Consider the following 23671-nt stretch of genomic DNA (forward strand, 5'->3'; position numbering starts at 1 on the left):
GCACCTTCGAGATTCTACTGATTTTCCCGACTCTCGACCAGTTGTTACATATGGTAACTTGACCGCTGTCGTTCATAACCAGCTTGCTGTAGTGTGTCTACAGCGGCGCGACTGCCCGTCGCACATAAAAACCCCGCCACCAGGCGGGGAGGTCATTAACGTTGAACGATGGCCGCGATACCCTGGCCGCCGCCAATACAGAGGGTGGCAAGCCCGGTCTGCACATCCCGACGCTGCATCTCATAAAGCAAGGTCACGAGAATACGGGCGCCGCTGGCGCCAATCGGGTGGCCGAGGGCAATGGCGCCGCCGTTGACATTGACGATATCAGGATTGAGGCCCAGTTCCTTGTTAACACTCAGGGCCTGGACGGCAAAGGCCTCGTTTGCCTCCACCAAATCCAGGTCATCGATGGTGAGGCCGACCTTGGTCATTAGTTTCTGGACAGCGCTCACAGGGCCAATCCCCATCACCCGGGGCTCAACACCGCTACTAGCGGCAGCGACAAAGGTGGCCAAGGGGGTAAGGCCCAGCTCCTGGGCCTTACTTTCCGACATCAGCACCAATGCAGCGGCGCCGTCATTGATCCCAGAAGCGTTGCCCGCGGTTACTGTTCCGTCTTTTTTGAAGGCGGGGCGAAGTTTCGCCAGCTTTTCCGCTGTCACTGCCCGGGGGAATTCATCCTTGGCAAACACAATCGGGTCGCCTTTGCGCTGGGGAATCTCCACCGGCACAATCTCCTCGGCAAAGCGCTCGGCGGCCAGGGCCTCCTGGGCCTTACGCTGACTCTCGGCGGCAAACTGGTCTTGCTCTTCACGGCCAATCTGGTATTGCTCGGCCAGGTTTTCGGCAGTTATACCCATGTGCACATCCTCCAGAGAACACCAAAGCCCGTCTTTAATCATGGCATCATCGACGGTGCCATGGCCCATGCGATGTCCCCAGCGGCCGCCAGCCAGATAATAGGGGGCACGGCTCATGCTCTCGGTGCCACCGGCGACGACAACATCAGCATCGCCCATGGCAATCGCCTGAGCGGCCATGGCCACAGCCCGCAAACCGGACCCGCAGACCATATTGATGGTCATGGCGGTTGCCTCTACGGGAATCCCTGCTTTAATTGCCGCCTGCCGGGCGGGGTTCATACCCTGACCTGCTTGCAGGATATTCCCCATAACCACTTCATCCACCAGTTTGGACTCAATCTCTGCCCGCTTCAGTGCCTCTTTGATGACAATTGATCCCAAGTCGGCGGCGCTGAAATCTTTGAGGGCGCCACCATAGTTTCCGATGGCGGTCCGCACCGCCGAAGCGATAACAACTTTTTCCATGCTAACACCTCCAGCTTATATTTCCATGGTCCCCACAGTTTCGGGGATTATCAGGGTCGCGTCGGTATTGGCTGTAACTGACTCGACGGTCTGGTCCGGAGCAACTTCCCGCAACACCAGACCATCAGCGGTAACTTCAATTACTGCCATATCGGTGACAATTAGATCGACCTCCGCTTTCGCCGTCAAGGGCAGGCGACACTCGCCGAGAATCTTTGACGAACCGTCCTTGGCCAGGTGTTCGGTGGCTACAATCACTTTCTTTGCCCCCACCACCAGGTCCATGGCACCGCCCATCCCGGGCACCATCTTGCCAGGTATCATCCAGTTGGCAAGATTGCCGCAGGCATCGACCTCCAAGGCGCCCAGGACCGTGGCATCGACATGGCCACCGCGGATAATCGCAAACGATGTGGCGCTGTCAAAACAGCAGCCGCCAGGCAGTATAGTCACCGGCTGGCCACCGGCATTGGCAACATCGGGGTCTATAGACTCCGGATCCGGGGCCGGTCCAACTCCAAGAAAACCGTTTTCCGATTGGAGGATGACATTGACGCCAGAGGGAATATAATTTGCAACTAAAGTTGGCAGACCGATGCCCAAGTTCACCACATCGCCGTCCCGAAACTCCCGGGCGATGCGCTTGGCAATCATTGCCCGCTTCTGCTTTTTATCCATTCTATTCGCCCTCCCGTACCAGGTAATCGACAAAGATACCGGGGGTTACCACCAGATCGGGGTCAAGCTCGCCCACTTCGACAATCTCTTCCACTTCAGCCAGGACCAGATCAGCGGCCATTGCCATCAGCGGGTTGAAATTGCGGGCAGAACGGCGGTAAACAAGGTTGCCGGCCCGGTCTGCCTTATGGGCCTTGATCAGGGCCACATCCGCTTTGATTGGCATCGCCAGAATATAATCTGTGCCAGCCACAGTGAGCACTTCTTTACCCTCCTGAGCGACTGTGCCCAGCCCGGTAGGGGTCAGCACTCCGCCCAGTCCAGCGCCAGCGGCCCGGACCTGCTCTGCCAAGGTCCCCTGGGGAACTAGGTCTACAATTAACTCGTTGGCATTCATCTGCTCACCCGTCGGCGGATTGGTACCGATATGAGATGCGACAGCCTTGGCGACCTGACGATTGACAATCAAGCGGCCAATGCCACGATCGGGAAAACCGGTATCATTGGCGATAACAGTAAGGTCATCGGTTCCAGTTGCGATTAGAGCATCAATGATTCCGTGGGGAGAACCAACAGCCAGGAAGCCGCCAATCATTATACTACTGCCAGCTTTAATCTTGCTTGCGGCCTCGCTACAACTTATAATTGGTTTCAAACAACACACCTCCATTGCCTGTTACTACTCAGATAAGGGTTATATTCTCCAAGCACAGGCTGGGTTCCTTCATTCACAAGCTCTGACACATAAAAGTCAACAAACAATAATTGTACCAGGAGGATTGCCATGAAAATACCCGCTGACCTAAATCTCGACGGACTGATAGTGTTGGCTATGCTCGAAGACGAACCCCTGAACCAATTATTAAGTTATATTCACCGCCATCGCTGGGATACCACTATTATTGTGAACAGGCCAGTGCCTGCTGAGTTGAAAAAGCAATATCCGACGCTCGTCGAAGTAAAATCTCTACTTGTCCTGCCCCGACACTCTGTGGACGCAATAATCGGTGGCGGCGAGCCACTGTCGCCCGACTTAAAGCGCATTCTGACTACAGACGGATTTGTCCTTTAACGAAGTTATTGTCAATTTTGACACCGATAACTTGCATGATTTGCATTTTCACCGGCTAAAATGACACTTTCACCGGAAGTTTAACATCCTCCTATTCATAAATGTTATAATGTTGCATGATAATGAACTGTTAAGAATGTTTTTAATCCAGTTCTTTGTTCGTCTCGATACAATATTTTTCAGACTCATTGAATTTATCATTTATCCTGGCATGGACGGGTACAAAGACCTAATCCAATAGGCTATGAGAGGAGTGATTACATCTTGCCTGGTTAATATTTTACATATTACCTATATGCAACAGCTATTTAGGGATAGGAGATTTAACATGAAAAGAAAGTTAACATTGATGACAATCATGTTTTTATTGGTGCTACTTCTAGGGGGAATTATTAATTCTGCTGATGCCCAGTGGCAAACACGACAAACAAGACATAATTATGATTGCCTTTGACATGGGAGTCCCTGTATGTGGGTGAGGTTTAACAGTCACGGAATTCAGTTACTGGTCAAATAGCCGATGCGTGGTTTGATTGGAATGTACATTACCCTAACAGCGTGAAAGTCGACCATGTAAGAATCTACCAGTTTTCAGGATGGGGAAGAGCTGAAGGAAGATATACAACACAGTCCAGTTTATGGGGAGATTGGATGTCCTGGAATAAACAAACACATACAATAATTCACGATTGGTAGTAGTTAATCTGGTCAACATCCCTGGCTAAGTGTCAGGGATGTTGACCAACTTTGCTTAAATTGGGGGGTAGATGTTTTGTTAGAGTTGAAGAATATTAATATTAAATTTGACCGGGAATTGATCAATAACGGATCGCTAACAATCCTTGATGGAAAGATTACGGCTATTATCGGTGAAAGCGGGTGCGGGAAGTCAACACTTCTGTACCACCTTGGCTTAATCACCTCCAATAATCAATATCAATATTTGTACAATAACAATGAGATTAATTTAAGTAATGATACAGAACTAAGCGGAATCAGGAAGACGAAAATAGGCTACATATTTCAGGATAATAATCTGATTGAAGATTTAACTGTTAAGGAAAATATACGGTTATCTGCAACCATCGCCGGCATTCAAATTACCGATGAAAGTATCCGGGATTACCTGGACACCGTTGAACTGTCAGCATTGAACGAAAATCAATATCCAAGACAACTGTCTGGCGGAGAGCGTCAGCGAGCAGCCTTGGCCAGCGTACTTGCCAAGCAACCGGACTTAATCATTGCCGATGAACCGACATCTTCTCTGGATCAAACCAATACAGAGATTATCATGGGGATATTTAAAAAAATCGCTTATGAATTCAAGAAGAAAGTAGTAATTGCCTCTCATAACGAAAAGGTCTATACTCTGGCCGACGTTATTTATGAACTCAGAGATAAAAGAATTGACGTCAAGAAGGGACAAGCATTATTAACTGAAACAATTGACGAACAAAAGCTATATACACATAGTAACTACAAGCTAAAGCCCGGGTTTTACTATAATTATGCAAAAAAAATAGCCAGAAAAAGCCGTAAGCAAAAGTTGCTGATGACTATTCTTTGCGCAGTGGCAATTGCCTTTAGCGCCGTAGTCTACAATTTTGGCGATGCATTCTTTGAGCAACAAGAACAGCTGATGGATGAACTATCGAACCGGGAAATTTTTGTCGTAAACATGACAACGCCGGGCCAGGCCTTACATCATATAGATAACGACCCGATTACAGCCCCGGAGGCTGCCGCGCTGGCCCAAATAAGCAATGTGGACACAATATACCCTTTCCTTGAGTTCCGCTCAGATGGAATCGAAGGAACTGGTTCTAATATGCGGCCAATTTCCAAATCCAATATAAAGGTTCTAATCAATCAAACCGAACAGAACTATGAATTTGATGGTAGTGACCCGCCTCCTTATAACATGTTTAGTCTCATTTCGTACTATCCCGAACAGGGATTAGAAAAACGGGTAAATATCGAATCGCCTGAAGGAGCCGAAGACGGCGTTTATTTGTCTGCCCATCTGGCGCACGCGCTGGACATCGATGATTTGGAAGAACCTGTTTTAATCCAATTGCAGGCTTGTGTGCCGGTTGGCGTGGAGGAAACGGAAATGACTGTCGGCGGCGGCACAGCTGGCGGCGGCACATATGATATTCTAATCGATGTATCTGCGATGGTGGAACTGGAGTTTAGAGTCGCGGGAATTTTGAATGCTAACGTAGTCAACCGCTATTCTGGCCGAGGCCCGAATGTAATTTATGTACCATACTCATCTATGCAAGAAATCCTGGAAGAAACCCAAGCGCAATATGCAGAAGAAGATCAGGAATGGTCTTCCAGCTCCTACGTTTTATTTGCCAAACATTACAACCAGGTCGAGACAATAATGGAAAGAGTATCTTTCGTCAACCCTAACTTCGCTTCGGTGAGCGAGTATCAGGACATAGAAACAATGAACGCTATGATTACTAACGTCAGGGAAATCGCCTTTTCGATAGTGCTGGCTGTCCTGGTCATCATTTTCTTGCTGATGTCAATTATTCACATGAACTATGTGTTGGGACGTAAATATGAGATTGCACAACTAAAGGCGAATGGGTTAACGAGATTGGATTTGCTGAAACTTATTATGGTAGAATCGGCCAGGCATATTGTTATTGTTACAGTACTGGCAAGTGTCGTTTCCATCAGCCTGGTTGCTGCAGTAAATCTCTTGTTCAGCTATACAATGGTCAGCGTTGGGGCAGGTATATTTGCAATTAACTTGCTGGTTTCGTTATTATCCGTGTTTGTGCCGACAATAATTTCTGTTGTCGTGATTAACAAATACAAGCCCGACAGTATAATGAGGAATTAATGCCTGCAAACTCGCTAATCTGTAACCAAATAAAAATTTTATTGCAAATTTTTGCCGGAAATAGTATAATTGACACGCAATCCTTTTTGTTGGCTGGGCCTGGAAAGATCAACTCCTTGTCTGAGGTTTAGGTCCCCTGAACCAGACCAACGGGGATATACCATTCAAGGAGGTTTTTTTGTGAGCTTTACTGACAAGACCCTGCAATGCCGCGACTGCGGTAACGACTTCGTGTTCACCGTGGGTGAGCAGGAATTTTACGCCGAAAAAGGATTCACCAACGAACCGGGACGCTGCCAAGATTGCCGTGGCAAGCGCCGCACCCAAATGCGTAGTGGCCAGCGGGAAATGCACGAAGCAACCTGCGCCGAATGCGGTGCCGAGACCCAGGTTCCCTTCAAGCCCACCAATGGCAGACCTGTATACTGCCAGAGCTGTTTTTCCAACCGCTAAAAATTAATAAGCCAGGCTTGCCTGGCTTATTTTTTTTGTGAAGAAAAGTTGTGAAACGACCGGCCATAAAACCCGTCTATCTCAGGCAGATCCGCATCTGTATCGCTTGTAGCAGCCGCCTGCGAAGCCGTGGCTGCAGCCTCTAAAAGATAATATTTCCGCCTGGGCTCAAATCCGGCCAGCTTAAACATAAGATTTGTAGCCTGGTTCTGGGTGTCAAAGAGCATGTTCACCTGCGAGAGTTGCTGCTCCTTAAGCACAGCCAACACATCGTACAGCACTTTACGGGTGAAGCTCTTACTTCTGTTGATGGTTGTCAGGTATAACCGTGCATCTCCTATCTCCACATCCCTGGGCTCGTGATAAAGGGCCACAAGCGGCTGACCGTTGCTATAGCCCAATTGCCAGCGTTCCGGCTTAAAACCTGGTGCCTGACGACGGCGTTCAAACTGAGCATGATCCCAAGGAGGAATCCCATACACACCCGACATACCCTGATTGAAGAGCTCAATCCATTTCGGCGCCAGCTCCGGCGCCTGTTTAAGGGAAACCATGCTAAACCCTTCCATCTGAGTTGTAGTTGCGGGTAATTTGTCCAGGGAATAGCTCATCTCCACCAGTTCACGGACCTGACTGAATCCGATTTCATTCAGTTTGCCTGCTAGAGGACTTTCGGCCTCAATCAGCGTCTGGACAGTTACAGGTGCAGAGACCAACTCTCCAATGGTGGCGCAGCACTGGTGCCAAACATTATGCCAGTAAGATTCATCCAGATCATCTGCCTTGCCAAGACGTAAAATATAGCGGCCCTCACCTCCGGCAATCAGATGCACACAGACCAGCAGCTGCTCTTCACTTTTTAGCAAAAGACAAGCATCCCCCGGACCAGAGTAAGCAGCAAACTGTTCACTGTAAAAGGGTAGCAGGTTGTCTACATTCTCAACACCTGGCTCCAGAAGCCGGATAATGTGGGGTAGATACTCCTTGCTAAAAGGAATAAATTGCACCATGACACCTCACCACCATTACAAAAATATTACAATAGTATTTCAACACCGTAACATTTTCTCCTGCATGGTTTACCAAATTTGCAAAAATTTTTTTCCTTGACGCCAATTGCGAACTTGCCATAACAGTACTACAGCCAAAAGCGGCACAGCAAATAGCAGTACTAATTCAAGCCACACCATTCCAAAGGATTGTGTCCCCAGGGCCGGCAGCAATGTCAAAAGTCCGATAAAAGTACCGTCGTAGACCCCCCAAAACGTCCAGCCAAGCAGAACCGGAAACAAGAGTCCTGCCCAATATACCAGCAGAGCTGTCACAGGCCGCATAACGGATCCCAGCGTAACCAAAGGCAGGCCGGCAACAAGGAGCACAACACCCAAGGCCGTTGGCCAGAGATTTACGGCAAAGATTGGTGACCAATGCCAGAAAAACAGATTGCCGACACTGACCAGGAGCACAATTGTCAGCCATAATCCGGGAATTGTACACAGGTCGAGAACACGCGCAAGCCTGCCCCGGGCCAGCTGCCCAAAACTCCACCAGATAACAAACGACAAAGCGGGAGGCACTAACGCCATTAACAAGAAGTTTAACCCCGGAGATACAAAAAACAAGCTGTTGCCAACTTCATACCAGGGATCAGCGTGCAAATAACCGAGACGCGCCAACTGAACAATCCATGCCACAGGGCCGATGGGCACTCCCACCCGGAACAACGAAACCATGGCCAAGGCAGCCAAAACCCAGAGCAACAGTGCCTGCCCGCGAATAGCGGCTATATAGCCGACCTGGGCATGGGTCTGCTCTAAGTGACTATTGAACTGGGCAACCCCCGGCAAAAATAATTCCAGGTACATAAGAACAGCAATAAACGCCACCAACGCATAGCCTAGGCGCGTCCAGTCTGTAACTGACTTTGAATTCGTTTCCATACACTCTTCCTCCTTTGGGTCACCTACATAGTTCGCCCCCGGTGGCCGCCATCCCTTCCAACCGAGGTGCACAATTAAATATTTTTCCATACGTCGCTGGAATTAACCAATTTTCAATATAACCGCACGCTGGAAGCAGGAATTTTTTGTATTTTGGCGTATTTTATCAGCAACGAGCTAAAGGGGGAGTTGTACATGGATGTGATTCTGACCATGCTAGCCAGTCATATCGCTGGCTTTGCCTTGGATAAATTAGATGCCAAATCCGTGCAGCAGCTGACCCGCAATCTGGCGGCCCTAGGTGGCAAAGAGCCGGCCTTGACCCTGGAGGGGGAGGCCCTGACCCTGTTGGATCCGACGGTGGATTTTTTTCAGCTACTGGGAGCCCTGAACCGACTCTACACCGGTAAAAATACCAACTTAACCCTGGACCTGCCCACCTCTGTAGCGCTCCCGGGGCCCGAATGTTCCTGGCTACATATCCGGAGTGGCCGGGGGAATATCACAATCCTTCCCTCCGGCATGACCTGCCCGGAGCCGTCTGCCAGGCCACCACGGCGGTGCAGCAGTTCATTCCCCAGCGCACACTACCATATGACTCCCGAACTGGCCACTTATTTCGCCCGGCGAATCTGGGGGCATCAGGAATTGCGGGAAGGGCAGTATGCAATAATCGAACGGATATTCAGCCGCCGAAACTGCCTGGGAATTATGCCTACCGGCGCCGGCAAGTCCCTGTGTTTCCAACTGGCTGCCCAGCTCTTGCCTGGGGTTACATTGGTTGTAAGTCCCCTGGTATCCCTGATGCGTGATCAATACACCAATTTGGTGCAGGACGGAATTTCCGGAGTTGAATACATTGACAGCGCGAAAACAGGGCAGGAGAAACGGCTAATCTTCAATCAGCTCCATAACGGCCAACTTAAACTGCTCTATATATCCCCGGAACGCCTTCAGATTGATAGCTTTCAACAAGAACTGAAGCGGGCGATGCAGACCTGCCCCGTCAGCTTGCTGACCATTGATGAAGCCCATTGTATTTCTGAGTGGGGCCACGACTTCCGGCCTGCCTATTTGAGGCTGCGTCACTTTGCCACTACGATTGGCTCGCCACCAATCTGCGCCCTCACCGCCACCGCCTCCCAAACAGTCAGAGAAGATATCATCCGCCTCCTGGGCCTAAGTGATGAGGATGTTATCACGCCCCAGACCCTTGACCGCCCAGAAATAAGTTTTCAAGTCCTGACAATAGACGGTGATAGCCGACAGGCAGTTGCCGAAGCACTAGAAGAACAAATCCCGTCGATATTGCAAAAACCCGATCTCGCTGCCGTGCACAAGCAGGGCGCTGGTGTCGTGTTTGCCCCGTACGCCAATCCCCAAGGGGAAAATACCCGTGCCTTTGGCACAGTCAGCATTGCCGAATATCTCACAGAAAAACAACTCACATGTCGTATTTATCACTCACGCCTGGGCGATGAAACCCGACGCCGGGTTCAGGACGATTTTAAATCTGACAAGTTTCCCCTCTTGGTCTCAACAAAGGGCTATGGCATGGGCATTGACAAAGCTAACATTGACTATATTATTCACGCCTGTGCGCCGCCATCTCTGGAGGCTTATTACCAGGAAGCGGGCCGGGCTGGACGAGACCGGGAACATGCCCACTCCCTGATAATTACCAGACCCAGGCTACAAAAATGCATCGACCAAAGCAGTCATACTCCCGATGAGCTACTGCCTTCCTGCCACAACGGTTGGCGGTGCACCATCACCGGCGCACCAAAATGCGATTATGGCATCCAGGCCGGGATGCTGGCAAATGATTACCCCGCCAATGCAGAAATCTCCCAGCGCTTCCAGGAGTACCTGAAAAACCTTGAACAGTACGCCCAGGGGGAGGCTGAATTCACGTATCTTTCGCCCGCCCGCCGCAGCGCTGAAGATCTGCGCTACCTGCACCATCTCCATGAATTAGGCGCCGTCGCTGACTTCCGGGTTCTGGAATACCGCCATGCCGGCAAAAAACAATTTAACCTGCTTTTGGCCGTAGCTCTGTCTTCACCGGAGAGCCTACATAACCACTGGTTCTTGACAAATAAGGTTGTGGAACGTATCCGCCTCCACAAACAACAGAAATTAAACATGCTGGACAGTGTGCACGCATACATAAAGACAAGCAGCTGTCGCCGCAGTTTTCTGATGGATTACTTCGGCGACCCGGTCGGCTACACGCGGTGCAATTTTTGTGACATTGACGGCATCGATCTGAGTTCAGCCCGTTCCGATGCTATGCTGTCCAGGACGCAACTGCTGGAGTCCCTGGAGCAAATGTTGAAGGAAAATGACCCCCAGGTAATCCCCCGATGTCTGGAAGCAATACCGGCCGACCAGGAGGCCTCGGTCCGGATTCGAGCGATGCGTATCCTGGAGGAACAACCGGATAACACGGTAGCGGCTCTTCTGGCCGGCTTGTATTCCCTGGGGGAGGAACAATTGCTGGCCTCGGGCCTCCGCTATCTCTGGCAGGGTCTTGAGGCGGTGTCGCCGCAGGAAACGCTCACCGAGGCCGTACTTACCGAGGCAGTCCATCGTTCTCCGGCCGCTGCCGAGCGCCTAATCTGCCGCCGGGCCAACCGTCTCCCCCCCTCAGTGCTGCGGCGACTGGCCGGCTGTCTGCAGCCGCCAGCTCGGTATACCGATCTGCATCTGATTGTCGGTGTCGGTCAATTGGAACAAGTAAGTGCCATGATTAAGCGGGAGGTGGGGTAAGTGGATACAACCCAACTATATGCACGGGTAGAAGCGGCCTTAGCTGAATTTGTTGAAACAGCAGACAAGCTCAGGAAACAAAAAAACCAGGCAGAACTGTTGCTGTCACGGGCAGAGTCGGCTCTGGAAGCCGCTGACCGTTTCCAGGCGCTGGAAGGTGAGTTGGATACACACCTGGCTACTTTCAAGCAATACCGAAATGACCTGAAGCACCAGCTCCAGGCCCTGGAAGAACGCTATACCGAGGAAATGGCAGCGGCTGTCGATGGTCTGAACCTGCTGGAGGAAAATATTGCCGATACCCTAAAGGACATGCGCCGTGAATATAAGAATATGCATAACTCGTGTAGCGACCGCCTGGAATTGATACGCTTGCGCAGCTTAGAGCAGATTCAGCGCAACTCCCAACTTCAAGAGCAGGCCTTGACGGACTTGCGGGAAAATCTTAACGAGGAGCTGACGGAAATCGCTGATTCTCTTAGCGAAATCGGCAGGAATCAAAAAAACAGCAACCGGAGAATGTTAATCCTGGCTACATCTCTCGTCGCAACTTGGCTCATATTGATCCTAATTGGCCTGGCATAAAGAAACTTTACCGAGCCCAGCGGCAATTGATTGGTTGGAAACACAGGTTTAATTCCGCCTATTCGCAATAAGGTGTTAAAAAACCAGTGAAAATATGATAAAGTGTTAACATACAACTGTGGAAAGGGGAATCACTTTGATACGGGGAATGTTAATTATACTGGGTATTGTTGCATTGTTAGTTGGGGCAGTCCTTACGCCTTCGATTCCACTTGACCGTGAGGAGTTCGCTATTACCTTAGAGTTGCAGGGAGACGAGAGTTTTTATCGCCACGACGGAGAGTTATTACTCATTGACGGCGCCATGACGAGACTGCTTTTTGGACGCAGAACAGTTGTCGGGACTGCAAGTGTTGGAGACATGAAACTGCAGCTCACAAGCTACAAACGCCACGACGGAGGATATATTTTAGAAATGACGGGATATGATGATGAAACCACGCCCGGACTAATTAATAAGGCCTATCTCCAGTTTCAGGGAAGTTTGCTGGACAGGCCGGAAAATGCTACCCTGAGCCTGACAATTGATAATGAAGAGGCGGCTGAAACCTTTACAACCGAATTCCAAGATCGATAATAAAACGGGCATCTGACGATGCCCCTATTTTTATTTGCCAAGTTTGGCTAGTTCGATATCGATAATTTCCTTGTCCAGATTGGGGAAGAGAATGCCCGGTTTATGCACTGGTGATTTGGGGCTTAAATTTACCCGCTCCCACTGTGGATTGTCTAACTCCAGGGCCGCAAAGACTTTTTCACTGGCAAAGGGCAGGAAAGGCGCTGTCAGTACTGCTAGGCTGGCGATTGCCTTCAGGCAGACAGTGATTGTTGCGGCGCATTGATCAACTTCAGATTTAATCGTCTGCCACGGCGCCTGACTGTCGAAATATTTATTGCTGCGACGCACTTGCTCAAAAATTTGTTTCAGGGCTTCTTTGAAGCGGCCCTCCTCAATTGCATTGCCGGCAGTGGTAAAGACGGTATCTATCTCCGCTAACAGCTGCTCTCCTTCCGGGTTGCTGCCTCCCGGAACAACACCATCAAAATATTTGTGCACAAAACTTACTGTTCGGTTGACTAGATTGCCCCAGGCGCCAGCCAGTTCGCCATTGTTACGTTCGACAAATTCCCGCCAGGAGAAATCTGCATCCCGGGATTCAGGACCGTTGACGGTCATAAAATAGCGCAGGGCATCGGCAGAGTAGCTCTCCAAAAACTCGGGAATCCATACCGCCCAATTGCGGCTGGTGGAGAGCTTTTTCCCCTCAATTGTCAAAAACTCACTGGAAACAACGTGGTTGGGAAGATTATACTCGGGATTCATGGCCAGAAGAAGCCCTGGGAAGATAACTGTGTGGAAGGGGATGTTGTCCTTGCCATGGACGTAATAACTGACCGCGTCCTTGCTCCAGAACTCTCGCCATAGATTGGCATCTCCCCGTTGTTCGGCCCAACGGCGGCTGGTGGTGAAGTAGCCCAATACCGCTTCAAACCAAACATAGACGCGCTTATCTGTAAAGCCCTCGATGGTCAGTGGAATTCCCCAGTCGATATCCCGGCTGATTGCGCGGTCATGCAGCCCTTCCCGCAGATAGCGGCGGGTCATTTCCCGGGCATTTAGGCGCCAGCCGCTGCCGTTTGTCTCCAGCAGCTGTTCCAACTCGTGCTGCAAACCGGACAGTTTAAAGAACAAGTGCTGAGTCTCCCGGCGTCCCGGTTCCTGGCCGCAGAGCTTACAGCGCCGCTCTTCCAACTCTTCCGGGTCCAATAAGGCGCCGCAGGCGTCGCACTGGTCTCCCCGGGCCTCTTTGGATTGACACCGGGGGCAAACGCCCTCTACATAGCGGTCGGGCAGGAATTTGCTGCAGTTATCGCACCAGGTCTGGAGCATTGTCTTGGTATACAGCCAGTCCCGGGCGTAAAGGTCTTCAATAATCGCTTGCACCTGCTCCTGATGCTGGGAATCGATAGTCGCAGTGTACAGATCATAACTAAAGCCCAGCTTGTCGAAGCTCTCCACAAACTCCTGGTGGAACTGTCTGGCCACATCTCCGGGCTTCCGCCCTTCTTCTCCCGCCCGAACGGCGATTGGCGTCCCATGACAGTCGCTGCCGGAAACAAACAGCACCTTATCCCCCCGCAACCGAAAATAACGGGCAAGAATGTCCGCCGGCAAAAGACCGGCTATGTGGCCCAAGTGCAATGAACCATTGGCATATGGCCAGGCAGAACAAATCAAAACATTTTTCATCTTGACACCTCCAAAAAATAACTAAAAACCCGCCCCAGCCATCGGCCGGGACGGGTAAGAACCCGCGGTACCACCCCGCTTGTTGTCTTAAGACAACCGCTTGGCGCGCTGTATCGGGCGCTCCCGGCCCGGCCTTGCCCGAAGGTTCGACCGTGCTGCTCAGGGACCATCTTCGGTCAGAAATCCGTTGTCGGTTCCCACCAATGCCGACTCTCTGCAAACAGATTGACAGACCTACTCTTCCCGTCATTGCGTTAATTTATGGATAATCACAATTATAAGCGCTGCCACTGAAGTTGTCAAACTTTTATAAGCGGTTTATAAGCGCCCAAATAATCGGCAAAACAAAGCGCCCAAGGAAGTACAGGATTGCCAGCAGCGCCAGCAAATAAGCGCCATGCCGGATTAAAGCCGTAGATGGCTCTTTGGATTCGTTGCGCATGTCCGTTCCCCCTTTATTGGCTATTCTCCCCACCTAACCAATTGCTATACCGCTCACTGCAGGGTATACTCTAAGAGAAATTCGCTATAAAGGGGTGTTTGCATGAATCGAGGTTGGGTCTTTTGGCTTGGAGTTTTGCTGGCCATCGGCGGAACGATGATCACACGCTTGGATATCGGCAGCCCCAACGCCGGGCATATCCTATCAATAATTGGCCTGGGCATGGTTTTCTGGGATTTCGTCCGCCGCGGTGGCACATGAGGATAAGCAGCAGACGACAGGCCGTCGTCATTCTCCACTAGTTAATTCGTCGAGAACCTTGAATAATTCCCGGGCATCGCTCAGGGCCTCCCGGCAAAACTCTTTGCTCAAGACAATTTTGCCCCCATCTTCAAACCTTAAATGGGGACTGGACTGGACCAGGTCCCGGGCCTGATGGTCATCTGCATCCGGCTTGCCCAGTGCATGCATGAGCACGTTGCGCAAATGATTATAGGCCTTTAGGCGTCGCCACAATTCACCGGTTTCGGGAAAATTCAGTTTGCAGACCTCTTTCAGATAGCTGGCAGCGCGCTGAATCCCAGTCCCTTTTATATCTTCCAAACCCTTTTCATAGTTGTGGTCCATTTGCAGCTGATAACAGACATCATTCATCCCGGTTTCCAACAAAGCATACATGGTCAAGAATACCGTAGTGTGCAGAAGATAGGGGAAATACGCCTCAAATTCCCACTGTTCAGATTCAGCCTTTGCCCGCTTTCCCCTTTTATTAAGGTAATCGTCAACATATTCAAGATAGCGTTCCAGCTCGATAAATTGTTGATTCCTATCCATGAGTACCTCCATTCAGCTAAATAAAAAACCTGCCGCGGCAGGTTTTTTATTTACATCTTTTCAACATTTACCGCTTGGGGACCATTGGAACCCTCGGTTACTTCAAAGCTGACTTGCTGACCTTCATCCAGACTCTTAAAGCCATCACCCTGGATTGCGCTGAAATGCACAAACACATCGGGCTCGCCATCCACCTGAATAAAGCCATAGCCCTTCTCATTGCTGAACCACTTAACTTTACCTTGCTTCAAAACTTGACCTCCTAAGTATTTTCATACTTAGTATACCCAAGACCCAGTCAAATAACCTCAATGTCCACGAGAACCGGCATTACCATTCCGGGCAGTTACTTTATAATAATAATGCGTAATACACGCCAAAAGGGCGGCAATAATTGGTTCAACTCCTTCTCCAATATGGATATCCACAGAGTGGCCGATAACATCTCCGCCCAGTCGGCCGCTCAGGTTTTGATTTTCGATGCTGAGATTTATATCAAAGCCCAGCACTTCGCCGCCGACCCGTCCGGTAAATTTTCCTTCGCTGCTCCGCAGAGTGATGCTCTGTCCGTCAACCGCGCCACCAAACCGACCACTAATTTCTGTTGCACTCCGTGTCAGAACAACATCTTTACCAAAAACACCGCCCCCGAGTCGCCCGGTGATTTGAGAATCGGAAAGTTGAATCCGGACGTCTCCTCCTCGAAGCAAGCCGCCAACCCGGCCGTCAACCGTCGTTTCCGTCACGGCACACCGGATGTCAATCCGCCAATAGCGCCACCCACACGGCCATTAATTTCACTTAATTTTAAGCCCCTTTCATTCCTGCCAAGCGACAATATTTCTAACCTCGCCGATATCCTGGAATCCGCTTTGTAAATACAATTTGCGGGCAATATCATTGTCCACAAGCAGGTAAAGGCCTTCTCCTCCCCTGCGGGTAAACTCCTGCTGCATATGCTGCATCAAGGCAATCGCGCACCCCTGACGGCGAAATTCCGATAGAGTGCGGAAGTTCTCCACCCGGGCCAGAGAGCCCTGATAAAATAAATATCCGGTGGCTGCCGGAGTACCGTTAACCCGAACCAGGTAGTACTGGACATCAGGATTGGCAAATTCCCGGGCAAACACCGTCTCAATCATCTCCGGGGTCCCCCAGGCCTGCTCACCGGTGACAATAATCTGCGCTTCGGCCCGATTATGCTCTTCCACTTTTTCGACAGTTATCCCCGGTCGCAGAGGCGGTTCAACAGGCAGTGAATCCCATAGCATCACTGTAAAAATATCTTCTTGTATCTGGTAACCTTGCTCTGCCAAATACTCCACGAGGCCTGGCGGTTTTGTAAACTGGTCGCAATAAATACGGGGGATCAAACCCCGACTACGGTAAAAATCTTCAATCTCCGCGATTGTATCAGCAACTTTACCGGCGGTAACGTTGATGTCCTGGGCGTGATTGGAATCGTGATGTTCGGGATTATCCGGATTCCAAAATAACGTCCCCCAGGCACGGTCTTCCCGGTTACTGATTATGCCAAAGTAACCGGCATTATGCTCTAATAGTCTTTTCAGCATCAATCCACCTCCAAAGAATGTTTGGTGGTCTCGGTCGGCCAAAAGAATTGCATAACCGATAGAAATCCCAGGAAACAACTGAGGAATCCGGCAGCCACCAAGTGTAAACCACCATATGTCAACCAGGCTACAAGGGAAAAAGCACTGATAATTAGCAACCATAATCCCCAAAGTAAAGCTCGGCCGCGATTACCCGGCTTTGTATCGGGCAGGGACGAGCGCAAGGCCAGACGCTGCAGCCAATCCGGCAGTCGATACTCCAATAACGAAAAACATAGAATTAGAGCTGCAATAATCTGCAGAGTCAAAACAACAGTAATGAGTCCGCTGAGCCAAACTAAGGTTGCGGGATACAGGGTAATCATATACTTGATTCCCCAGTAACCAAAGCAACCACCCAATAACCAATCTTTGCCTTCCCGGGCCCACCAATGGTACCAATATATGTGCCGGCTGCCTGCCCAATGCAACCTGCCCGCAAGTCTGCCGCTGGCAAGCTCAACCCACTGCCGCCAACCTAAAGCAACCAACCGGTATTTGGCGCCGGTAACAAGCAGTAAGAGTAAATAGGGTGTACCGAGCATCAACAGTTCCACAAAATCACCGCCTGTACAATCAGTTCTCATTGAAATTCGACGTCCGACCAGTTTTTCCCTGCTGACAGGCGGGTACGTTCATATGACAAAATGAGACCGCTACGGCCTCATTTATTGATTGTAATCTGCTCTCTAGCCAATTCATCACAGCGATTGTTGAACTCGTTATCAGCGTGGCCCTTAACCCAGACCCAGGTAATGTCATGTCCCTGAATCAGCTGCAACAATTGTTGCCAAAGGTCGATATTCTTAACCTTGCCCTGTTTAAAATTATTTCGCTGCCAGCTTTCCAGCCAGCCTTTGTTGAATGCATTAATAATAAGTTCAGAATCACTATAGACGGTGACCCGACATGGTTCTTTCAGGGCACGAAATCCTTCAATCACTGCCCGCATCTCCATCCGGTTATTTGTGGTTTGCTCCTCAAACCCGCTGAGTTCCTTTTTATGGGCACCAAACATGAGAATAGCGGCCCAGCCTCCAGGCCCGGGGTTGCCAGAACATGCGCCATCGGTATATAGCGTAACAGCCTTTAGTTCTCTTATCATCATCTCGTCCTCCTGATAACACTGCTTCAACAGTATTCTCTCTTTTTACACATCAATCCTTCCCCGAGACAAAAAAAACATTTGACAGACCTGCGCCCGCGTGCTATATTTGTTTCAACTTGGCATCAAGGTAAAGCGTTGAGCGGGATTAGTACCTGCAGTTATTACGACCGCAGCGAGCCGGGGCGGTGGGAGCCGGCGTCGTTCTTGCAGCGAATGGACCCGTGAGCGTCCGGGGGAAACAAGTATCCCGGAACGGCAGCCACCGTTATCGGCTTTGAGGGGACCTGTTTACGGTCAACTAAGGTGGCACCGCGGAGATTTCCGTCCTTAAATCAGAGGACGGTTTTTTATATCCAAATAAAAACAATGGAAAGTGATGATTGGGAGTAGTACCTGACAAACAGGGGCTTTCCAGCGAGCCGGGATGGTGTAAGCCGGCAGCGTCTGGTCAGGGAATGGACCCAGGAGCGCCCGGGGGAATTAAGTACCCCGGCCGGCAGCCGCCGTTACCGGCAAAAGAGCGGACCTGGTTACAGGTCAACTAAGGTGGCACCGCGGCTTACCCCCGTCCTTTTTTGAGGACGGTTTTTTATTTTGGAGGTGATGACAATGCTGTGAAGGCATACCAGATTCAGACAACCAAAGCTTTCCGGCACGGTTCATCATGCCGGATGTTTGAATGAAAAACTACAAAATACTCTAGAAAGGGGTCTGAAAAATGCAAAACGCCTATAAAACAAAGCGGGGGTTTTACGGACAATTTGGTGGCAGCTTTGTTCCCGAGGAATTACAAGTGGTATTAGATATCCTGGAAACCAGGTATACTGAATCGATTAACGACCCGGCCTTCACCCGAGAACTGGACAAGATGTACCAACAGGCGATAGGACGTCCTAATCCGCTCTATTTTGCCGAACGTCTAACTGAGAATCTGGGTGGTGCCCAAATATTTTTAAAACGAGAAGACCTAAACCATACCGGCTCCCATAAAATTAACAACGCCATCGGACAGGCGCTTCTGGCCCGGCAAATGGGTGCTAAACGGATAATCGCCGAGACGGGTGCCGGACAGCATGGTGTGGCCACTGCGACCGCCGCCGCAATGTTTGGCCTGCCCTGCACAATTTATATGGGTGCCGAGGATATGCGCCGCCAGGCCCTGAATGTTTATCGCATGGAGTTGCTGGGCACTCGGGTCCACAAGGTTGAAGCCGGGGCCGGGACCTTGAAGGACGCAGTTGACGCCGCTTTGGAAGATCTGATGGCCCATTACGACACCACCTATTACCTGCTGGGTTCGGCGGTAGGCCCCCACCCTTATCCGGCGATAGTCCGCCATTTCCAGGCAGTAATTGGTCGCGAAGCCAGAGAGCAAATCCTTCACCAACAGAACCGGCTGCCAGATTATGTTCTTGCATGTGTTGGCGGTGGCAGCAATGCCATCGGTCTTTTTTCCGGCTTCCTCAACGATTTAAACACCAAAATTATCGGTGTCGAACCAGCTGGTCATGGTCTAAACTCAGGAAAACACGCCGCTCCGCTTTGCAAGGGAAAACCTGGAGTCATCCACGGCTTTAAATGTCATATGTTGGGCGATAAAGCCGGCAACTCGCGGCCCACCCATTCGCTGGCCGCAGGCCTGGATTACCCCGGCGTCGGCCCAGAGCACAGCCATTTGAAAGAAACCGGTCGCGCCAACTATGTTGCAGTCACCGACCGCGAGGCCCTGGCGGCCTTCAATGTGCTATCGCGCACCGAGGGGATAATCCCCGCTCTGGAGAGCGCCCATGCTGTGGCCTATGCGTTAAAACTGGCGCCCACCTTGGCGAAAGAGCAGGCGCTTATTGTCAACCTCTCAGGGCGCGGTGACAAGGATGTGGCCCAGGTGAGTAAACTGGACAATACCGTCCCGCTCAGCCAAGTATAAAGCAGAACAATCAAAAAACGGGCTGCCCCTGATTGAGGGAACAGCCCGTTTAGGACGGTTATCAGTTCCAGCGCGCAGACAACTGGTAATCCCATTCAGTCGTCGGTGGTTCTTCGGCCTGGAAAAAGTCGCAATTGACACCCACGTCTTCTGCCGCCAAACGCAGGTGGCAGAGGGCGATGCCAATATCAATCGGTGTAAACCTACCGGTCAAATTCTTCAATTTTGGTCGCGCGCTGTACACGTGTATCACATTGTTATCGGGATACAACCGCCAGGGCTGCCGATTGACTGCTGAAGGAGCCCGGCGCAAAGCCGACAGGATATGTTCCCAACCCGGGTTCGAATGCAACCAAGAGTCCAGGGGAAAATTCTTAGGCAGCAATCGCTCTACTGGCAACCGCCGGCTCATACCGGCGGCAGCCTTCAAAGCCCGGTTCCAGGTCTGGGATGCAGTCTGGCCCAAGGCTATCAGGGCATGAACAGTATCCGCGCCAGTAAGCTCCAACTCTTCACTGAGCTGGTTTTTATCAAAAAAACCGCCAATCCAACAGGTTCCCAAACCCATTGCGGTGAGCTCAAGCACTATCCTCTCTACAGCAAAACCCAGGTTAAGTAGCGACTGGTGTTTGCCATCGCAGATGGCAGCTATGTACAAAGGCGCTCGTATTTTGCCGTAGCTGCCGATAAAGCCGGAGAGATGGGGATGAACTTCTTCGCCTGGCAAAAGCCGCAAACGTAACTGGTTTTCGTTGAGAAGCGAAGGGCTTTGCAAACAATGCATCACCTGCCCCGTCAGCTGCGAATTTAGTTGCTGCTGATACTGACGCACAGATTTTCTGGTGTGTATTTGTTGAATCCAACCACCCACAATTTTTCCTCCTATAGATCCAGGGAATATTTGTCAGGAAGAGCGAACTTCTTCCGCGCCTGCTCGTATTCTTCGGCGAACCGAGACGGCTGCGACAGCAATTGAACTAGATGATTACGGCCAAAGGCGCTTTCAATCACCTGACACATATAGGTGCCGATTGGATATCTGGCCGTCAGCGCAGAAGCCGCTGTCAGAGCAAACTGCCGTTCCAAATCCGCACGAAGCTGTTCAGGATTACTGCTCTCGTCTTTGCATTTTTCTCTTAGTTTGGCAAAATCATGTTCCCGCCGTTTCTCTGCTGCTGCCCACTGTTGCGAGACAACACCGCTGGTGGGCAAGGTGAAGAATAGAGTGGCCGCCCCTTCCAAAAATAATTTGCTTAAAAATGACGAGACGACCTGCTCACGGGAATTTCCCGCTTGTTTGGCAAATTTTTGCGTACAAATTCGATGCACAAAATGACACAGCAAGGACAAAAGCGGCGTATCCTCGACAAAAAGCTTGCGTTTCCGCTGCTCTAAGGAAAACACATTTATTGCCAGCTGTTTCCCCTGAAAAACCACCGGCCGGCAGGCACCAGGCACAAAAAAAACTTCTGCGTCAGTTTCTACCTGTTCGGGTAAATGCCTGATCAACAATTGCTCCAGCGACACACTGGACACCCGGCCCAAAATATTTAAGATATCGGACCAACCGGCATCCTGAGCTGCGGTTGTCACCGAAGCAGCCAGCTCCCGTGCGCCCTCAAAGCCAGCCGAATTGCCGTCGGAAATCGCCCGCGCCACTTCATCGGGATTAATTCCAGCTTGTTGCCAGTAAATATTAAATCCTTGGTTAGACGTAAAATCAGCGGGTCTGGGTTCTGTCAGGGATTTAACTGACCCCAACTCGATAATGATGGACACGCCCACCACTCCCTTGCTTGTTCCTAAGTGTATTATTCTATATTTAAAATAATTTTCCTCTGAAAATAACCAATTTTATGCAGCAAAACACTGTATCGACTCTATGGCTGCTGGGAAAAATAGATTTGAACCCAGTAAGGAGGCGATAAAATGAGCAGCAGTGGTATCGCAACCAGTTGGATTATTGTTGGCTTGGGTATCGTGGTTTCACTGATCGGTTGGTTTATTGGCGGCAATCTTGGCTCAGGTATTTTGGGCTTTGGTCTTGCCCATATCGTGCTGGGTCTGCTGGACACCGCCCGTCCCAGTGTCCGTCACTAAAAAATGGCACCTTAGGTGCCATTTAATATTAATTTTAGTCAAATAGGAGGTTATCTCCTTTTTGCAGACCGGCAGGGGTCTTAATTAAGTAATCACTGGCCCCCAGCTTCAGGGCGTGCTCAATTATTTCACGGCGCCTATAAGAAGTCACCATCGTAATTTCCGGCTTATAATCTTCGTATTGAACAAGTTCTTCCAAAACTCCCAGCCCATCCAGTTTGGGCATGATTACATCAAGAAAAATCTTATCAGGACGATGATGCAGTATCCGTTCAACGGCATCGGCGCCATTATCTACTGATGCAACAATTTTATAATTTTGTTCCCTGGCCAATTCCTCAACGCGCGCGCGGGAAATGGGATCATCGTCGGCAATAATCGCTGTTTTAAACATCGGCTTCTCCCTCCTGCCGTTTTTTATTTTATTCAACATTAACAGCAAAATCCCTGCTAATTCCAAAAAAAAAACCGCACTTTGTTGTGGTAAACCGTGAGAAAATAAACTATAATTTATCTAGTAACTAGTAGGGGGGAGTGAGCATGTCGTATCCAATAGAGGCATTAGATTTTCAAAAGGATTTTCCTGAGTTCAGCCGTCTGTTTAAGGTCATCTATGATGGCAAAGAGCCATGCCGAAGCATGTATGAATGGCTGTTTGTCAAAAATGTTTTTAATCGTGAAGGCCATTTCCTGCACGTGGCCAAAGATGGCGCCAAGGTTGTTGCCTCTGACTGTCTGCTTCCTGTGCCAGTCATAATCAATGGCAACCAGTATAATGCCGCCTGGTCAATTCGGACAATGACGGACCCTGAGTATCAACGCCGGGGAATTTTCCGGGCCCTGACAAATCACAATATTGAAGCTGCTCGCAGGCAGGGAATTGATCTAATTCTTGGCTTTGCCAACAACAATTCCTACCCGGGGTACGTCAAATTTGGCTGGGAAGTGCTGTTTGAGCGCACCGCCAGTTACCGACCACTGAATCTAGAAAAAGCCCTGACAAAAAAGCTTCGTCTGCCGGGGCTGGCCAAGCTGGCCAATGAGGGATATCGGCGCTATGACCACAGAAAGTTACAGGCCAACTCCCATCGACATACCGGTTGGTTTCGTTTTACCAACTCAACACAAGCGCCGCCGGAAACTGATAGTTTATGGGCAAAAATGCATAACTTTGCACCAATCATGGTAGCACGACATCACAAATATTGTGACTGGCGCTACAACCAAAGGCCTAACCACAAGTACAAGTTTATCACCGCATACCAAGGCGCAGAACCGGCCGGCCTCTTGATCTGGCGAATGCTTAAAAACGGCTCGGCGCTTTTAGTGGACTATGTCGGCCCCCGTAGCAAAGATCTCATTGTTGCTCTGGCAAATCAGGCCCTGATTCAAGCAAGGAATAACGGAGCCAATTTGATGTTGGAAAGTACTGGTCCGTATTTCAGAGCGGAGCTAAAAACCCTAGGCTTTAGAGATCTCGGGCGCCCTTTGCAAAACAATCACTTCATTGCTCTGCGCCTTAACGAAAAATTGGATTCCAAAATCCTGGGATCTGAAGAAAACTGGTTTTTTTCCTATGGAGACAGCGAGTTCGATCTCGATGCAGGCTTCTAGAAGACTGCGCCGTGTGGCATTCACGCGGTGCAGTTTTTTTATCCATTGACAGTGGCTACTTGAGCTATCATAATTTATAATATGGATA

At 50.1% G+C, this 23671-nt stretch carries 22 protein-coding genes; 8 read left to right on the plus strand and 14 right to left on the minus strand.

Annotated features, from left to right (window positions below; all coding sequences use genetic code 11):
• Nucleotides 1-155: 155 nt before the first annotated feature.
• From FH749_02595 to FH749_02605, 3 genes are read right to left on the minus strand one after another with little or no spacing between them, the layout of a single operon-like run.
• On the minus strand, nucleotides 156-1331 hold the full coding sequence (locus FH749_02595; GenBank protein MTI94364.1) for an acetyl-CoA C-acetyltransferase: 1176 nt from the start codon (nucleotides 1329-1331) through the stop codon (nucleotides 156-158).
• Between the two features lie 15 nt (nucleotides 1332-1346).
• Nucleotides 1347-2009: a CoA transferase subunit B gene (locus FH749_02600; protein ID MTI94365.1), complete on the minus strand. Its 663-nt coding sequence runs from the start codon at nucleotides 2007-2009 to the stop codon at nucleotides 1347-1349.
• A 1-nt stretch (nucleotide 2010) separates the two neighbouring features.
• On the minus strand, nucleotides 2011-2664 hold the full coding sequence (locus FH749_02605; GenBank protein MTI94366.1) for a 3-oxoacid CoA-transferase subunit A: 654 nt from the start codon (nucleotides 2662-2664) through the stop codon (nucleotides 2011-2013).
• A gap of 129 nt (nucleotides 2665-2793) precedes the next feature.
• Between FH749_02605 and FH749_02610 the strand changes: the two genes are divergently transcribed.
• From FH749_02610 to FH749_02620, 3 genes are all read left to right on the plus strand, one after another.
• Complete coding sequence (locus FH749_02610) at nucleotides 2794-3081, plus strand: hypothetical protein (protein MTI94367.1); 288 nt, start codon at nucleotides 2794-2796, stop codon at nucleotides 3079-3081.
• A gap of 772 nt (nucleotides 3082-3853) precedes the next feature.
• Nucleotides 3854-5944 carry an ATP-binding cassette domain-containing protein gene (locus tag FH749_02615; GenBank protein MTI94368.1) on the plus strand — a complete coding sequence of 697 codons (2091 nt, stop codon included), beginning with the start codon at nucleotides 3854-3856 and terminating at the stop codon, nucleotides 5942-5944.
• Between the two features lie 180 nt (nucleotides 5945-6124).
• Nucleotides 6125-6397, plus strand: coding sequence for a zinc-binding protein (locus tag FH749_02620; GenBank protein MTI94369.1), 273 nt, complete (start codon nucleotides 6125-6127; stop codon nucleotides 6395-6397).
• Between the two features lie 26 nt (nucleotides 6398-6423).
• Here FH749_02620 and FH749_02625 read toward each other — a convergent pair whose 3' ends face one another.
• On the minus strand, nucleotides 6424-7404 hold the full coding sequence (locus FH749_02625) for a hypothetical protein (protein MTI94370.1): 981 nt from the start codon (nucleotides 7402-7404) through the stop codon (nucleotides 6424-6426).
• Between the two features lie 72 nt (nucleotides 7405-7476).
• Nucleotides 7477-8337: a hypothetical protein gene (locus tag FH749_02630; protein ID MTI94371.1), complete on the minus strand. Its 861-nt coding sequence runs from the start codon at nucleotides 8335-8337 to the stop codon at nucleotides 7477-7479.
• Between the two features lie 195 nt (nucleotides 8338-8532).
• On the opposite strand from FH749_02630, the gene FH749_02635 reads away from it, so the two are divergent.
• From FH749_02635 to FH749_02645, 3 genes are all read left to right on the plus strand, one after another.
• Nucleotides 8533-11109: a RecQ family ATP-dependent DNA helicase gene (locus FH749_02635; GenBank protein MTI94372.1), complete on the plus strand. Its 2577-nt coding sequence runs from the start codon at nucleotides 8533-8535 to the stop codon at nucleotides 11107-11109.
• Entirely contained in the window at nucleotides 11110-11694 is a 585-nt protein-coding gene (locus FH749_02640; GenBank protein ID MTI94373.1) for a hypothetical protein, read from the plus strand.
• Between the two features lie 148 nt (nucleotides 11695-11842).
• On the plus strand, nucleotides 11843-12271 hold the full coding sequence (locus FH749_02645; protein ID MTI94374.1) for a hypothetical protein: 429 nt from the start codon (nucleotides 11843-11845) through the stop codon (nucleotides 12269-12271).
• Between the two features lie 30 nt (nucleotides 12272-12301).
• On the opposite strand, the gene FH749_02650 is transcribed toward FH749_02645, so the two are convergent.
• The 6 genes from FH749_02650 to rnhA all read right to left on the minus strand — a co-directional run bounded on the left by FH749_02650 (nucleotide 12302) and on the right by rnhA (nucleotide 17939).
• Nucleotides 12302-13945 carry a methionine--tRNA ligase gene (locus FH749_02650; protein MTI94375.1) on the minus strand — a complete coding sequence of 548 codons (1644 nt, stop codon included), beginning with the start codon at nucleotides 13943-13945 and terminating at the stop codon, nucleotides 12302-12304.
• Between the two features lie 730 nt (nucleotides 13946-14675).
• The gene (locus FH749_02655; protein ID MTI94376.1) at nucleotides 14676-15221 is read right to left on the minus strand and encodes a hypothetical protein; all 546 of its coding nucleotides are present in this window, start codon (nucleotides 15219-15221) and stop codon (nucleotides 14676-14678) included.
• A gap of 50 nt (nucleotides 15222-15271) precedes the next feature.
• Nucleotides 15272-15472: a cold-shock protein gene (locus tag FH749_02660; GenBank protein ID MTI94377.1), complete on the minus strand. Its 201-nt coding sequence runs from the start codon at nucleotides 15470-15472 to the stop codon at nucleotides 15272-15274.
• Between the two features lie 57 nt (nucleotides 15473-15529).
• The gene (locus FH749_02665; protein ID MTI94378.1) at nucleotides 15530-15967 is read right to left on the minus strand and encodes a hypothetical protein; all 438 of its coding nucleotides are present in this window, start codon (nucleotides 15965-15967) and stop codon (nucleotides 15530-15532) included.
• Between the two features lie 72 nt (nucleotides 15968-16039).
• Nucleotides 16040-16957, minus strand: a complete 918-nt coding sequence (locus FH749_02670; GenBank protein ID MTI94379.1) for a GNAT family N-acetyltransferase — start codon at nucleotides 16955-16957, stop codon at nucleotides 16040-16042.
• Nucleotides 16958-17498: 541 nt separating this feature from the next.
• Nucleotides 17499-17939, minus strand: coding sequence for a ribonuclease HI (rnhA, locus tag FH749_02675; GenBank protein MTI94380.1), 441 nt, complete (start codon nucleotides 17937-17939; stop codon nucleotides 17499-17501).
• Nucleotides 17940-18660: 721 nt separating this feature from the next.
• Here rnhA and trpB point away from each other — a divergent pair.
• Entirely contained in the window at nucleotides 18661-19869 is a 1209-nt protein-coding gene (gene trpB / locus FH749_02680) for a tryptophan synthase subunit beta (protein MTI94381.1), read from the plus strand.
• A 61-nt stretch (nucleotides 19870-19930) separates the two neighbouring features.
• Here the strand turns inward: trpB and FH749_02685 are convergent, their stop codons facing one another.
• The 3 genes from FH749_02685 to FH749_02695 form a co-directional block, all read right to left on the minus strand.
• A complete protein-coding gene (locus tag FH749_02685) occupies nucleotides 19931-20770 on the minus strand; it encodes a hypothetical protein (protein MTI94382.1) in 840 nt (279 codons plus the stop codon).
• On the minus strand, nucleotides 20752-21648 hold the full coding sequence (locus FH749_02690) for a hypothetical protein (protein MTI94383.1): 897 nt from the start codon (nucleotides 21646-21648) through the stop codon (nucleotides 20752-20754). The genes FH749_02685 and FH749_02690 overlap by 19 nt, the downstream gene beginning before the upstream one ends.
• A 355-nt stretch (nucleotides 21649-22003) precedes the next feature.
• Nucleotides 22004-22402 carry a response regulator gene (locus FH749_02695; protein ID MTI94384.1) on the minus strand — a complete coding sequence of 133 codons (399 nt, stop codon included), beginning with the start codon at nucleotides 22400-22402 and terminating at the stop codon, nucleotides 22004-22006.
• A gap of 107 nt (nucleotides 22403-22509) precedes the next feature.
• Between FH749_02695 and FH749_02700 the strand changes: the two genes are divergently transcribed.
• Entirely contained in the window at nucleotides 22510-23583 is a 1074-nt protein-coding gene (locus tag FH749_02700) for a GNAT family N-acetyltransferase (protein ID MTI94385.1), read from the plus strand.
• Nucleotides 23584-23671: the final 88 nt, after the last annotated feature.

This window comes from Bacillota bacterium (genome assembly GCA_009711825.1).
Lineage (GTDB): Bacteria > Bacillota > Proteinivoracia > UBA4975 > VEMY01 > VEMY01.

Coding starts and splice junctions, on each gene's coding strand:
- rnhA (MTI94380.1), bottom strand. CDS start 17,939: ATGATAAGAGAACTAAAGGCTGTTACGCTATATACCGATGGCGCATGT.
- trpB (MTI94381.1), top strand. CDS start 18,661: ATGCAAAACGCCTATAAAACAAAGCGGGGGTTTTACGGACAATTTGGT.
- FH749_02635 (MTI94372.1), top strand. CDS start 8,533: ATGGATGTGATTCTGACCATGCTAGCCAGTCATATCGCTGGCTTTGCC.
- FH749_02700 (MTI94385.1), top strand. CDS start 22,510: ATGTCGTATCCAATAGAGGCATTAGATTTTCAAAAGGATTTTCCTGAG.
- FH749_02630 (MTI94371.1), bottom strand. CDS start 8,337: ATGGAAACGAATTCAAAGTCAGTTACAGACTGGACGCGCCTAGGCTAT.
- FH749_02670 (MTI94379.1), bottom strand. CDS start 16,957: ATGGTTGCTAATTATCAGTGCTTTTTCCCTTGTAGCCTGGTTGACATA.
- FH749_02610 (MTI94367.1), top strand. CDS start 2,794: ATGAAAATACCCGCTGACCTAAATCTCGACGGACTGATAGTGTTGGCT.
- FH749_02695 (MTI94384.1), bottom strand. CDS start 22,402: ATGTTGAATAAAATAAAAAACGGCAGGAGGGAGAAGCCGATGTTTAAA.
- FH749_02595 (MTI94364.1), bottom strand. CDS start 1,331: ATGGAAAAAGTTGTTATCGCTTCGGCGGTGCGGACCGCCATCGGAAAC.
- FH749_02650 (MTI94375.1), bottom strand. CDS start 13,945: ATGAAAAATGTTTTGATTTGTTCTGCCTGGCCATATGCCAATGGTTCA.
- FH749_02600 (MTI94365.1), bottom strand. CDS start 2,009: ATGGATAAAAAGCAGAAGCGGGCAATGATTGCCAAGCGCATCGCCCGG.
- FH749_02645 (MTI94374.1), top strand. CDS start 11,843: ATGTTAATTATACTGGGTATTGTTGCATTGTTAGTTGGGGCAGTCCTT.
- FH749_02655 (MTI94376.1), bottom strand. CDS start 15,221: ATGGATAGGAATCAACAATTTATCGAGCTGGAACGCTATCTTGAATAT.